We start from the raw sequence: 14,913 nt of genomic DNA on the forward strand, positions 1-14,913 counted from the left end.
GCTGGTAAGCTTAGTTTGCGCCATACAACTTGCCGTCCCAATCGCAAATCTGCCTGCGAGTGCCAAGCCGCAAACTGTAACAGAAGCGGCATCGGACAACGGTATCCAAGTCTTTCAGCTTGGAAAAGGGCGCGAAGAAGCGACGCTCTACGGCATTCGCATCCGCGCTGCCAAATCTGTAAAAATCGCGTCTCTCGGCAACGAGACTCGTGGATTGTTTACATGCCATGGATGGGAGGGCGAGACATACGCGGCAGTGGAGAACGTTAGCGGCAACTGCGCGTCCTTTTCGATATATTCGACCACGGCCGTCACGGTCGAGGTGCCGTACGATGCAAGAGCAGTTCCCGATGGTGTCGCGGAAACCGAGATCCGGTTGTTTAGTTTTCCCGAGGTGGCGACCTCAGGTCCGATGCAGCCGATCAATTCTTTCGTCGATGTGGAGAACAAGAAAACCGTAGCGACACTCTCTAAACAAAGCGGGCGCTATTTTAATGGCATATTGAAAGCCGGCGAAAGACCTGAACAACAGGCCCTATCTCTGTCCTCAAAAAGTCTCGAGAGCCTTGAAAAGCCCGACCCTACGGGCGGCATTCCAATCATCGCATCGCCCGAGGCTAACAACACCGGCGATCTGAAGTTAACGTACCCCATGGAGTTTCCGGGCGCTCGCAAGGACCTTCGACCCTCCGTCAGCGTCGCTTACAGTTCTCAAGGCAGTGGCGGAAACATTGCCGAGGGATGGTCTCTGAGCGTTCCTGCCATCTCGGTGGAAACGCGATGGGGCGTTCCGGTATTTAGCCCCGATTTCGAAACAGAGACCTATCTTTTCAACGGCGAGCAATTGGTCCCCGAAGCAGGCTCCTACCTACCCGATGAGCCGCCGGAGGATACATTTTCCGTTGTAAAGGCCGGTAACAACGACCAGGCGGCCGACGATCGGCGCTCGGCCGCGCTCAATCTCGTGCCCCAGCCGCACCGGACCACAAAATTGCGGCCGCGCAAAAAAGGGGCGGCCTACTTTGTTCTGAGGCGAGATGAAGGGCTGTGGAGGTTTGTCCGCTATGGGGATAGCCCGGACAAATACCGCTGGGAAGCCTGGCAGGAAAACCCGCAAGGCGAGGCCGTCAAAGTCTCCTATTTCGGTTACGCGCCCGGTCGTGTTCCGGGCGATATCGGCCCTTTTCCCATCGCTGAAACAACGGTCACGCCCGAGGTCAAGGCAAACCTGGATGTCGGCGCTCTGACGAATGCCAAGACGAGCAACGCGATCATGCGTTGGGCGCTGGCGCGCGAGAAGGATTCTTTCGGCAACGTCATCGATTACGACTGGATGGCGACGTGTGTCGGCAATGGCGGTTCGGCTTGCCCGCAAGGTGTCGCACACGACATTACCGCAAACATTTCCGATCGCGATCTTTATCTCAAACGCGTGCTTTATACGGGCCACGAAAGCCTTGAGGAGACATTGCTGCGTTGCCGGGAGGATCCCGGATTGGGTGGTTGCCTGCGAAAGCAGGGCATGTATGAGGCGGATCTGACCTGGACTCCAGACAGTCTGCTGGCCAATCTTCCGTTTCGCACCGATGCTCGTTCCGGAGGGCTGGTGGCGTCGCGCAGGCTGCTCCAGCGCATCGATTTCCGCTTCCGTCAGCGGGACACGGAATCCGAAATTCCGGGTCGCGCCAAGCCGATCCAGAAAGCCGAATGGCACTGCAGCGACCCTTTCCTGGCATTTGACTTCAAGACCGTCGCCGATCCGCTGTTTGGCGGTCAGGCCGGAGCACACCAATGGCTGGCGTCGATAGGCAAGCTGACGCCTAAGACAGGGGCGGATGCACCCTATGGACCGGTGCGCGTGGCGGATGCGGAAAGGGCAATCTTTCCTTCCGGGTCCGGCCGCGATTGCGCCGCTTCCCAGCCTCTTGTCGATGCCGACAGGCTGGTGACCAGCTTTGAATACAACCAGCCGGCATCGGACACCAAGGTGTCTGCTGCCCGCCCGTTCGAAAGAACCGCATTCGACCTTTCAAAGACAATACCGCTGCCGAAGCTGGGCGGTCGCCTGGACATCCCCGCGGGACTGTTGGGTTTGCTTGGCAACAGCACCAGCAAGGGACCGTTCCGGCCATCAATCTTAGGATCCAGCCGGACGGAGGAAACGACCACCGGCATCTATGCCGGGATATCCTTTGCACCGGCATCGAAGGCGCCCGGTGTCGGCTTCAAGCGGACATTCAGCGATCGCAGCGACCAGCAGGAACTTACCCTCCTGCAGGACGTCACAGGCGATGGCGTCAACGATCTGCTGGTGTCGAGCGAAGGCAGATGGCTGATCTACAAAGGGCGCCTGGACGGAAATGCGGCGCTATCCTTTGATGAAAGCCCGATGCCGAACACGCTGCCCTTCGGTTTTCGGCTCCAGTACGAACCGGTCTTCAGCACGCAGAATTCAGGCTTTGAAGCCTTTATTCCCGGTGGCGTCATGGTCGGCGTTTCCTCGGGGAAATCCTCGTCGGTGCAGACCGTCTACATGTCGGATATGGACGGCGATGGGCGCATCGACGTGGTCACTCCCGGCGGCGTCTTTTACAACGGTTCGGGAACCGGATCGGCTTCCAGTTCCGTCTCGTTCGAGCCCGGCAGCGGCTTCATAGCAGCGGGTGCAAGTTCCGATGTCGGCGAGGCGGCAAACACAGCCCAACAGATCGCCAGCACGTTTCAGAGCGCGAAGGAGCCCATCTCCCAACTGAGCAAGGAAAAGCCGCGATACGATTTGGTGAGGACCTGGCGAGCGCCATTTAGCGGTCATGTGAGGATTATGGGCGAAGCCCGGGTTGCGGTGAAAGATGACTCGTTGCTGGACGAGCGGAGCGCCGGAGCCTCGAATGCAACGGCGATCCATGACGAGCCCAATGCGCGCACCGACACCTATGCTCATCGCGACGGCGTCATCCTCACCGTCGAAAAATCCTCGGGGAATCTCGTTGCGCAATGCGCCGCCGGAATACTGTCGCCTGGCGTCTATTCGCCGCCTCAGGTGCCGGAGCCGGATGCCAAGGGGACTTGGCGCCTCGCCGGTTCGGTAAGCGTGCGCGAGGGCGAGCCAGCCCGCTACTTCCTCACGCTCGCGGGCCTCTTCAATCAAGGTGAACAGTCGCAAGTCAAGCTGGACTTCGAGCCTGGCACCGCGCAGCAGGGCTCTGATTTCGGTGATTTCGATCAGGCGGTGACCGCCGCCGTCGAAAAGTGGAACGACGCCGATCCGGCCTTGAACGGCCCGCGTGGCGGGCACCTGGCTTACGAGCCGTCATCGAGGCTTCTCACCTTTTCCGGAGCGGCGGGCAAAATGGCCACACTGACCGTGGAGCTGCCAACCACCAAAGACAGCATATCCGAGATCGCCGAAACCGTCTCGCTGTCATTGGAAGCCGTGCCCGGAATGCCGTCTCGTGTCGGTGCCGACGCCGGTAAGCTCGTCACCAAGATCTTTGACGACAAGTTCGTCCCCTCAGGAAATACGTGTCTTGCCGCCGGTGCCGCGGACCAGGCGCGATCCTTCCTCGACCGCAATGGTATTGCGGGCGGACTGTTGGCCACCGTCAACGAGGGAGATATCCTGTATTTTCGCGTTCACTCGATAGACAACGGAAGCGGGGACATCGTCTCCTGGAATCCGGAGATCAGCTATCTTCAGGCGCAAGAACGGTTTGCGGATTTCATGCCGACGACCGGCTCGCCGAAGCATCGCTCTCTAAGTTCTCGACTGTTCCTCGGCTTCGGGACCGCGGGCGAGCGGGCCGCTGCCGAAGCCGTCAAGAAACAAGGCGTCCTATGCCAGGGGACCGAGGGCGCCCAAAATCTGTGCGACGTCACAGGTCATAGTCTGATCCGCTATCGCGCCGCGACGATCGTCGGGCAGGAAACAGCCAATCCCGGCGATCTTGTTCCCTTGGCCTCAACCGATCCGACTTTCGTCGCGCCTTCATGGGGCAGGGCGGTCTTTGAGGGAACGCTGACAAAACCGCAAACTGTCGGAGCGGTGCATCTGCAGTACTCAGTCTTGCCGTCGAGTTTGTTCGTTGACGACCCGGAGAAAATGACGAAGGAAAAGATCGCCGCGCGAACGTGCGATCCGAGAAACTCTTCTGCAAAGGATCTGATCCTGCAGAAAGTTGCCGCAAATTCCGACAACGTGAGCACAATGGACCCCGCCGAGGGGACTTACAGGCTGCGGGCCGACGATGAAGACAGCGTTTTTTTGGGAGCCGGAGACCGTCTTTGCCTCTTTGTCCGGTTCGAAGCTCCCCAGGACAGCGATTCCAAGGTCGCGGGCTTTGATTTCTGGCCCAAGGACGCCGCCCGGCTCGGGATTGATGCCGGTCGGCCAATCGGCATCAGCTATCTCACGCATCTCGTCATCCGGGCGTGGGAGGATGTTCGCAAGGATGGGCCCGAAAAAGAGCCGGTCGACCTGACCGAGTGCCTGGGCGCGCCTGCACCAATTGATGAGAGGGAACACTACGAAGACCCCAGGGGCGACAAGACCATCGACAGGCCTCGAACCGTGCGCAATGCCGGCAAGACCCTGACTTGCGTGGACAATCGCCGCCATGGCGAGCGGGACACATATCTCATTACTCCTCGCGTCGCCGACGGCGCGAACGTCTCCCTCACGATGACCAGCGAACCGCTGGCGGGATCGAAAGTCGATCCGACGGCGACCGATCGTGTGCCTGTTCGATTGAGCCACATAAGGCTGCCGGCCTTTGCCGCCAACGCCACGGAACACGAGCCGTGGCAGGCGGAGAGCCGATTGTCCTGTTCCTATGACCCATCGCTTGTAGAACGGCGTTTCGTCCTCGATCTGCGAACCCGTTATGCCAATGAGGCCCTTGACGACCGTTACGGCCAGCGGGTCGCTTCTTTGCGTACGCTCGCCAATGAATTGCGTGGCGACGGCACATCCCAACCGCTGCGGTTGAAACGCTTCGTGGTCACAGACGGCAATGCTCGCTCCAGCAGGCCGGTGGAGCTCACCTTCGATCAACTTGCCGGCCGGCTGAGCGGCGACCAGCAACTCGTCCCCGATGAAGGGGATGCGGGCCAGTCCGTTGTCCAGTCGCTTCGTTTCGTACGCGGCAGGGTCGGCACGGTGACGCTGACCAGGTTCCTGAATTCGGCCTACGACTTCTCAACTCCCGCGCAGGACGGCGCATCCCCTGTCGACCTGCCGAGCGGCTTTGTCGGCTATTCGACCTGCGTGCATCCGGATTCCATAATCCAGCTCGCGAGCGCAATCGACAGCGATCGGCCAGATCAACTCCCTCTGGATCAACTCGTCGGCTCCTCCGATTGCAAGCCTTTCAATGGGGGGCAGGCCAGCAACGACAAATTCGATGCACAAGGAAATCTCGTTCGGAATGCAGATCAGATATGTCCGATCGTGCATGCGCGAGCCCGGTTCCCCGTTGTCGATCGCGCCGCCAATTCGATTTACCGATGGTCGGACAGGGATCTTGCGATTGCGCTGACCACAAAGTCTCTGAGCGATCATCCGGCATCCGATCAGTTGCGTGTTGCCAGCGTGCTGGAAGCGCAGAATCCGCATGGCAGCGCGTTGCTGGCTGTCCAACATGAAGAGAACGATATCAAGGATCCTCTGGACGACCAGGCGGTTTGCCCTGGCGGCTGTCCCATCGATGATCCCGCCAAGCTGAAGACGCTGCCTTCCATGCAGCAGATCCTCGCCGAGATGCAGCAGCAAAGCGTGGACCATGAGGCCATACAGCAGTCACTTGCGCGGAGTTCAACAGAGCAGTGCTCTGCCGACAATCCGAATTACCAGAACGGCCCATCGAATGACGATGGGCAGATCGAATCGGTGGGCGCGGCTTGTAAAAGGCGCGAGTCAGGGTTGAGCGCGCTGGTAACCAGTCCGCCAGCGTACACGTTGCCATTTGCCTATAGAATCGCGAGGCCGGCCACCCCATCCAGCGTAGCCGTCTTCCCGGCGGCCCTGGAGGATGCCTGCCGGCATCTGCCACGCGTCCTGGCCGATCAGATCGGCAAATCCAGCAGCGAACCGCGTATTTGCGCGGCCGGACCGGATCCCGAAATCTGGTCCGCCGCCGATTTGATGTCGGCGTCGAGGCTGGGGCCCAAGGATATTCATTTTGGCGAGCGCAGCGAAACCAGGCGCATAAGCCTTCAAATGGCCGCGGCCGCCTTGCCTGCCAAGAAACAGGGCCTGCTTGGCGTTCCAAAGATGTCCAGCGCCGATGTTCTTGCGGTAAATGTCGGGCTTGGCATCGGCGGATCCTGGTCCAAGAGCAAGAACGGCAGTCCGGTCGACCTGATCGACATGAACGGCGACGGGTTTCCCGACCTCATCGCCAACGGCACCATATTCTTCAGCGATCCACAGGGCGGCTCGCGTTGTGCTGCCACCGGCGTTTGGGGCCCTGTAACCGACTGCAATACGCTCGTCGGCACCGACCGGAAGGATGTGCGCGGCTCCACTTCGGTAAACCATGGCGCCGCCTTCACATTTCCACCATCAACCGCAACCTATGTCATTTCACGAACCTCGTCGTTCGGTTCCTACGGCGCATCGACGACCGGCCTCGTGCAGTCGGAAGGCGCCAATACGGCGCAGCCTCGTTTGGGCGGTTTTGGCTTGAACGCCGATCTTGGCACATCGGACGGCGAACGGCTCCGGGACATCATTGACGTCAACGGCGACGGATTGCCCGATCTCGTCGAGAAGTCGTCCGGAAAGTATTTCGTTCGCCTCAATCTCGGCTCCGGTTTCTCCGCCAGCACGGAATGGCCGGGAGCCGAATTGTTCAAGGATTTCGGTAACTCGGGCGGCGTCGGGATATCCGCGGGGTTCAGTACTTCGGATGGCGCCTTCGGCGGGGGACTGGATGCCAATGTCGGCGCCGCGGATCAGAAACAGACCATGGCCGATGTCAACGGCGATGGCCTGCTGGACGTGGTCACGATCGACGGTTCAGGCTCGATCAGCGCTCGTCTGGCGACAGGCGTGGGCTTCACAGCTCCAATCGGCCTCGGCACCTCGTCCGCCAGCGTCAATACGCTTGGACGCACCGAAACCGATCGGAGTTCTGCCGGCGGTCAGTTCACCATCACCATTCCGATCTGGCCTATTCCGCCAATATTCATCGCGATAAATCCGAATGCGGCCGTCACTGCGGCCCTGACGCGCCAGCCGGTATTGTTCAGGGATATCGATGGCGATGGCTTGCCGGACCTTGTGGTGGGCAATGGGCTTCGCAACGGAAATGCTCCCGGCAGGCCCGATTTCGACAACACGACCGCCAAGGTTGTCTCGAACGGGCTGGGCGGCCACGGCCTGCTGACAAAAGTCTGGCTCGCCACCAATCCGGCGGCCGAGACGCAGACTGCCGGCACGGCTAACTACGAGTTTCAATACGCCCGGACGCCGCGATCGGTCGACGATCCCATGAATCGTTGGGTCCTGTCGCAACTGACCGTACGCGACGGGGTCAAGGCCGACGATGCGGACGATGTTCTGAAGGATGGCGGCCGCAACACCTGTTTCACCTATGGCGATGGCTTTTACGACAGGTTCGAGCGTCGGTTCCTCGGCTATGCCGAAGTCCACACGACAGAAGGCTGCCAGCCCGCGTCCAGACCGCGAATAGAGGCCGCGACCAAGGCCGCGGACGACGATCTAAACGGTGCCCGCAGGATCGAACGCATCTTCGCCAACAGAACCGTGTTCGAGACGGGGCTCATGTTAAGCGAAGCCGTTTTCGATCCAAGGCAGCCGATCCAGAATGGGGGGGCGTTGTTGCCGCAAAGCGTTTCGCGGCGCCTCTATGTCCTTGTGGACACCGCCCTGTCGTCAAAGCGCCGCTTTGTCTGCCACCTGTTGCGCGACCGTCCGTCGGACTTCGACCTGGCGTTGACCGGCATCGGCTATCTCGGCACGGACGGTTCGGACGACAGGCGGCCACAGGCTTGTCGCAACACGTTTGGTACCGTGGATCATGCCGAACTAGGTCCCGATCCGGTGTTCGATATTGCCCCGAGGCGGCTCACGCCCGCGCTGGTCCAGGTTGTGCAGGAGATTCGCGAAGGGCTTTCCGGCGCCGACCAGGTCTTGCGCACGGCCGTGCAGTATCGCCTTGACGAGTTCGCCCGTCCGGTCGCGGTTTGCGACCTCGGAGAGATCACCGGCTTCGACAGCGGTCATCCAGTTACGAAGGGAGCCGTTTGCGCCGAGATGCAATACGACGCGGCGGTCAGGCCGAGCTTCGCCCATGGAGGAACCGGCGGCGGGACGATCCTCGTCGATCAGAAGAACCTGGTTAAAACTGTCCGGCTGGCCGACTTCAAGGCTGCGGCGCCATTGGTTTCGAGCGCATCCGCCGATATCTCGGCTGACGATCCGTTCAGCTCGCGGCAGCTTCGATACCGAACCGCATCATATGACGCCAGGACGGGCGCAATGACCCGCTTGTGCGAATTCGCCGATCCGTCAAAGCCGGCGGTCGACGCTTGCATGGGCAACAAACCGTTCCCGGAGACCCAGGACGAGCTTAGGCAGGCTGCCCAAAACGGGATCACGATGCGTGCCTATGGGTATGACCGCTTCGGGAATCTTTCGTCCTATGTCGGACCGATGGGGTCGCTCGGCAGCTTCGTGGCCAAGAGCTATCTCTACGATCACTATCTGAATCTTGTCGAGACCAGCGAACAGACCGACTATTGCAGCCGCAATCCGGAGAATGGATCGCCTCCGGATCCGGCGGCAAGCTGCCTCGGCGGGCAAAGAAGCATCGGGCCGCTTGTCTCCTCGACCACGACCCTCGACTACAGGCACGCCGTGGCCACGACCACGGTGGACGACAATCAGAACGTCCTTCATTTCGCCCTTGATCCGCTCGGGCGGCCAGCCGCTGCCTTTGGCAGTTGGGCGGATCTAGGGCCGTCTTGCTCCGGCGCCATCGAGTGCGCCCCGACGCTGGCGCATTATGCGGAGATGCACAAAGCAAAGCCGCAAATGACCCTGCGGCTGATTGCGCGCATGGATTATTTACCCGCGACGGAGGGTAGCGGGCCCAGCGTGGTCGTGGAGCGTCTTTCGGACAAGAAGCTCTATTCCGGTTCGCCATGGCTCGAGGAAAAGCAAGGCGCTGTCCTGCTCCCTAAGCGGATATTCGCCGATCAACTGGGTCAGGTCATACAGGATGTGACGGCGGCCAAAGCCTGCCGCAACCCTGGTTCGGATCCGCTGCAGCCGGCATGCGCCGGCGTTGAGCAATTCGTTGCCAGCGGCCTGGTCCTGAAGGACCGTCTCAATCGCGCCGTTGCTGAATACTATCCTTCGGGCCTCGATGTCCCCGATATTGGACAGGCCGGGGTAGCCTCACCCGCGGCGGACACCCCACACAGCTCGGTTCTCTATGACGGGCTGGGCCGACCGGACGTCGTCAACCTTCCTGACGGGAATGCGTACGACTTCCAGTACAAGGTGGCTGCTTCCCTCAACGCGGATGCGCCGATGATCCGCCATCGCACGGAAATGCGGAACGCATTTTGTGTGCCATCGGCCGTCGAGCGGGATGTACATGGGACAATCCGCACCGTGGTGGAAAGCTATACCTCGGTGAGCGTCGAAAATTCGGAAACGGCGGCCCTCGGATCGAGCGGCATCGAGGCAGATCAGCAACAGATCCTCAAGTCAGGCCTGGTAAAGACCATATCCAGTCCTCGCCCTTACCAGCAGATCTTTGGATGCCAAATCGCTAGGGGCGAGGCATTCCAGCTTGGCGGTCGCGTTGCTCTGACGTCCTATGAGCGCGACGCCCTAGGGCAATTGGTTGCCGTCCGCCTGCCCAACAGGCACGGAGCTGCCGATGTAGCTTCGATGCGGCCATCGGCGGATGCGATTTACGTGGCCTATGACGCTCTTGGGCGGCGTGTCGCCATCGATGATCCCGACAGGGGATTCGAGCGGATGCACTACGATCCGATAGGCAATACGGTTTGCTCTTTGACCGGACCTCGAAGGGCGGCGTTGTCCGCTGCCGACCTCCCGAGCCTGTCGTGGGGACCGATCGAGGCCGGAAACTGTCCCAATCCCGCCCGGGAACCGGGGAGCATCACCAGAATAACCGAAATGTCGTTCATCGGGACTCTGCCGAAATCGACGAGGCCGCGCCTCCTACACGGGACGGAGGCCGAAATCGCCGACGCCGCCCGGCGAACGACAGACATCACCTACGGCGCGGCCGAGCCGGAATTCATTGTCCTCAACCAGGCGGGGCGGGCGTTCAAAACGGCGGATGCCGCCGCAACGGAGTCCACCCAGTTTGATGCGCTGGGGCATTCGACGGCTGTCGACAGGGTCTTCTCCGGCCTCACGGAGTACGGGCTGACCGACGGACAGCCGCCCGCGCTGCACATCACGCAGAGTTACGACACCTGGGGGCTGCTGGCCGCCAAGCGGATGACGATGAAGATCGCGGCGAAGGATGCAAAAGCCCCGCCTCTTCCGATCGACGAGGAGATCTCTTATGCCTATACGCCGGCTGGGCAGATAGAAAGCCTCGCACAGCGGAGCGGCCCGGACAATGGCGCCTCTCAGCCGCAGCCGGTGGTGTCGAACCTCGTCTACGACGCCCGAGGCAACCAGACAGGCTCCGAATTCGGCACCGGCGTCGTAAACCGGACGAACTTCGATGCCGCGTCCAATCGTCTGCTGGAAGCCAGGTCCCAGTTGGCGTCGGTCGGGATCGCGGCGCCCGCCATCCTGTTCCAAAACCTGACCTACAAATACGATCCTGCTGGCAATCTGAGCAGCTATTCGAACGCGCCGCGATTGGATGGCGAATGCGGAACCGGGCTTGTGAACGCCGACTGTTCGATCTCCGACGCGGTAGCGAAAGCGGCAGGGTTGCTGATCCGGTCCTCGGACAATGCATTCGCCTACGACCAGCTCAACCGGATCCGTTCGGCAAGCAAGCGGATTCAAAGCACGCAATACAAGGCGACCGACCCCGATGGCCGGCCGCAGGTCATGGATCCTAGCGAGATCGCCAAGGCAAAGCCCATAAGCCTCGCTTTCAACGAGATCTTCGCCTTCGATGCCGCGCACCAGATGTCGGTACTTGGGCGCGAAACCCGCGCTGATCTCGGGGACGGCAAGCCGAGCAGCTCCCGTTATGTGTCCACCTATGTTCCGGACTCCGAGCCGCTGCATGCACCCGAGGAAATCAGGCGTACGAATGCAGCCGGCTCGCTGACGGAATCCACCGATTTCGGTTTCGACCAATTCGGCCGCATGACGTCAAGCATCTGCAAGCACCCCGGCGTGAAGGGATGCTGGCCGGATCGCTATTTCACCTGGAACGTCGACGATACGCTGAAGACGCAGATCGTCGAGAAGCGTGACGACCTCCTGCCTGAAGTAAAGAAGAAGACCGACCTCATCTACTACGATCTGGTGCAATCCGAGTATGATCACGCGGGTCGCCGGTTGCTAAAGCAGCTATACGAGCACCAGATCCTGATTAAGAACGGTGTCAGGCAGAAGCCTAAGAACGTCTTTGTTTCGGACACTCTCTACGCCGATCCGCAACTGACGATCACACGAAGACCCGGGCAGCCGCCACAGGCGCTCGTCCATTACTTCACTGGCGCGCAGCGGATTGCGTCCAAGTGGATCGGCGACGACATGCTGTTCACCTACCACGCGCAACAGCAAACCCGGAATGTCACCGATATCGTGGTCGCCAAGATCGGGCATCCCGACACGGCGAGACTGCATGCTCAGGCCGAATACGCGGCGTTCGGCGAGGTTGTGCATGAGCGTGAAGTGCTGATGGCCGATCTCAAAGACGGCCAGACCAGCCGCGACGCTATGGGGCTACCGCAGTATAGGTTCAATGCGAAAGAACTCGACGAGAGCGGATTGGAGGATTTTGGGGCGCGGTTCTACGACGGAAGGCTCGCGATATGGTTGATGCCGGACCCGATCTTAAAGAGGTATCTGAATGGCGAAGAACATGGCGGCGTTTTCTCCAGCTCAAACTTAGCTAGCTATAATTTTGGCTGGGGAAATCCGGTCCGATACATCGATGAAGATGGCCGTGCGGTCGTTACGCCAATGGATATTATTTTGGGTGTTTTTCATGGGTCCGGTATCACATATCAAATCGGTTTCGGCGTTGATGCTGTATTGCCAACTTCCGGTGGCGGCGGTCTCGGTGGTTTCGGTGCCTATATCGGTCCTGGGAAAGGAGGCGAAATCCTAGTTGGCAACTATTTCACAACATCAGGCATAGGAAAGAAAAGTGATGCCTCGGGCTTCGACGTCTCTGCCTCCGTCTCGGCTACCGCCGTGTTTGGAACAGCAGAAAACGTGATGGGCGGTGCAAATCAAGCTCAGATCGGAATCCCAATAGCCTCCGTAACATTAGGGCGAACCGACGACGAAAAGGGGCGGGAAAACATGGGTGTGCCGTACCTCGGAATTTCGATTGGTCCTTCACCCACGCTTGTCCAATACCACAACGCAAGAATCGAAACGAAGGATGCGATGGGCTGGAAGCCAGCCTCGATCAAATTGTCAGAAAATGCCCTGATTATTTCGGCAATTATACAGGCGCTGAGAAAAGGAAGCGGAAACGACTGATTGCTCACTAGGGCCGCAGCTATGTGGGGCTGTCGGAACCAAGATACTTGCTTGCGCCTCTGCGGCCGAGTTGTCAGATCACAATGGCCAGACGATGCTGGTATTGGTCCTTGCGTGTTCCCGCAACCAACACACATCCGACCGAGCGCATTCAGGGTTGTGGGTTCCCGCAAAGCATGACGGAAAGAACACTCCTGCTTCGGAGTCGTCCCTGGCAGTGGGCGCGCGGCCCAACGAAGTAGGATGACCAGCCCGAAGCCGACGCCGCACAAGATACCATTTTATGATCCTGCCCAGCCTTGGCTCGCGCTGCGGCAAATCACCGACCGCTAGATGTGTTACAAAATGTGCTACATATTGTGAGACAAATCGTTGATCAAAAACGAAAAAGATGAGTAAAAACAATATGTTGTTTAGGATGACGATCCCAGCCAACTGAACCACGAGAAGTTCTTTACGTCTGTGGCCTTGGCGCATTTAAACCGCACCGGCGGGGCCGGGGCGATATGACGAGAAGGCCTACTAGGTTCGTGGCTCCGCGCGTAATCGAGCGATAAGGCGCTGTTGCCCGGAATACCGACCTTGACAACGTCAGTTGAGCCTATCGCGAGCCTAAGTGGTGATCCCGGCAGGAATCGAATGCGACCTACAGATTAGGAATCTGTCCGATGGCCTATCCTGTTGTTTCTCGATGCACGTCATTGTGCGATCGAACTCCCCATAATGCATTCAACTTGTTGCATTTTTCGTGCTTCGTGGCTATCGTAGCGTAGACATACCAACAAATCGAATTCAGCGCGATCGCCGTACTAATGCCGTACTAGTTGCCATGACCGACCTTCGAATCTCTCTCAACGACCGCACAGTCGCGAGCCTCGAGCTGGCGACGTCAGGTCAATATTTTGCCCGGGACACCGATCTGCCGGGCTTCATGGTGCTTGTGGGCAAACGGCGAAAGACATTCGTTGTCCAAGGTGAGCGGAGGAAGGCTGGGCAGCGGCTGTCCGTCCGAATGAAGGTTGCGGAAGTCGGAGACCTTACGACACGCAAAGCGCGGGCGAAGGCCAAGGACATTCTGGGAAAGATCGCCAGCGGCGTTGATCCTCGCCCGTCGAGGCAAGAGCCGGAGGCCGATGCGGCCACCGTGGATCTGCCATCGATCGGTGCCCCCACGCTGCGCATTGCCTGGGAACGCTACCGTGACGGGCACATGAAGAAGAAGGGCAGGAGCGAAGGGACGATCAACAACTATCGCGATCATGTCGAACGGCTGTTGGCCGACTGGCTTGACCAGCCTCTTTCCAAGTTCGGCAATGATCCTGCATTGGTAACAACAAGGCACGAGAAACTGACCAAGGAAAACGGCGCCTACATCGCCAATGGCTGCATGCGAACATTGCGCGCCGTCTACAATCATGCTCGCAAGGCCGCCCGCTCTTTGCCCGCGGACAACCCAGTCTCAGCCATAGACTGGAATGCCGAACACCGCCGCAACTCCGCGCTTGGGCTATCGGACCTGGAGGGTTGGTTCACCCAGCTCAGGGGTTTGAAGAACCCCATCCGGCGGGAGTTCCATCTGTTCATGCTGCTCTCAGGCCATCGTCCTGAAGCGATCAGGAAGGCACGGGTCGAGCATGTCGATTTTCATGCGCGCGTCCTCCATGTACCCAGGCCGAAGGGTGGTGAGGTCAAGGCGTTTGACATACCGCTTTCGAACGCCATGATCCGGTGTCTGGTTCGCGTGATGCGTATTAGCCGTGCCCTCTATGAAGAACAATCGCGTGAATGGCTCTTCCCGGCCGACAGCGAGAGTGGTCACATGGTCGAGCACAAGGAAAAGCGCAACGACCTGTCGAAATGGGGCAATGACCTGCGGCAGACGTTCCGCACGATTGCTCAAGCCGCCGGCGTTGCCGAGCTTGATGTTCACTTGCTGATGAAGCACTCGATTCCGGGTGTGAATGCAGGCTACATCACTCGCAACAAGTTGCTGAGTGATCACCTGCGTCATCAGCAGGAGGCGATCTCGCGGCGGATACTTGAAGCTGGCCGTTTGCGACAGGACGAACCGGAGCGCCGCACCTCTGCCTGGCCCGCGCTCCCGGCCAGACGCATCCTTGATGAACTGATGGGCGGCAAGGATTAGTGGCCGCACACTCGCCACATTCCGCCGGACATAGCGCGGGCTGAAGGCTGCTTTGCGCACATGTCAGCCGTTCGGA

2 protein-coding genes are annotated in these 14,913 nt (G+C 59.7%); both read left to right on the forward strand.

The window, feature by feature from the left end; all coding sequences use genetic code 11:
- Positions 1–256: 256 nt before the first annotated feature.
- The gene (locus EOA24_RS03135) at positions 257–12,691 is read left to right on the forward strand and encodes a toxin TcdB middle/N-terminal domain-containing protein (RefSeq protein ID WP_210213578.1); all 12,435 of its coding nucleotides are present in this window, start codon (positions 257–259) and stop codon (positions 12,689–12,691) included.
- 829 nt (positions 12,692–13,520) lie between these two features.
- Positions 13,521–14,837: an integrase arm-type DNA-binding domain-containing protein gene (locus tag EOA24_RS03140; protein ID WP_127409570.1), complete on the forward strand. Its 1,317-nt coding sequence runs from the start codon at positions 13,521–13,523 to the stop codon at positions 14,835–14,837.
- Positions 14,838–14,913: the final 76 nt, after the last annotated feature.

The organism is Mesorhizobium sp. M2A.F.Ca.ET.039.01.1.1, from assembly GCF_003998035.1.
Taxonomy (GTDB): Bacteria; Pseudomonadota; Alphaproteobacteria; order Rhizobiales; family Rhizobiaceae; genus Mesorhizobium.

Coding starts and splice junctions, on each gene's coding strand:
- EOA24_RS03140 (WP_127409570.1), top strand. CDS start 13,521: ATGACCGACCTTCGAATCTCTCTCAACGACCGCACAGTCGCGAGCCTC.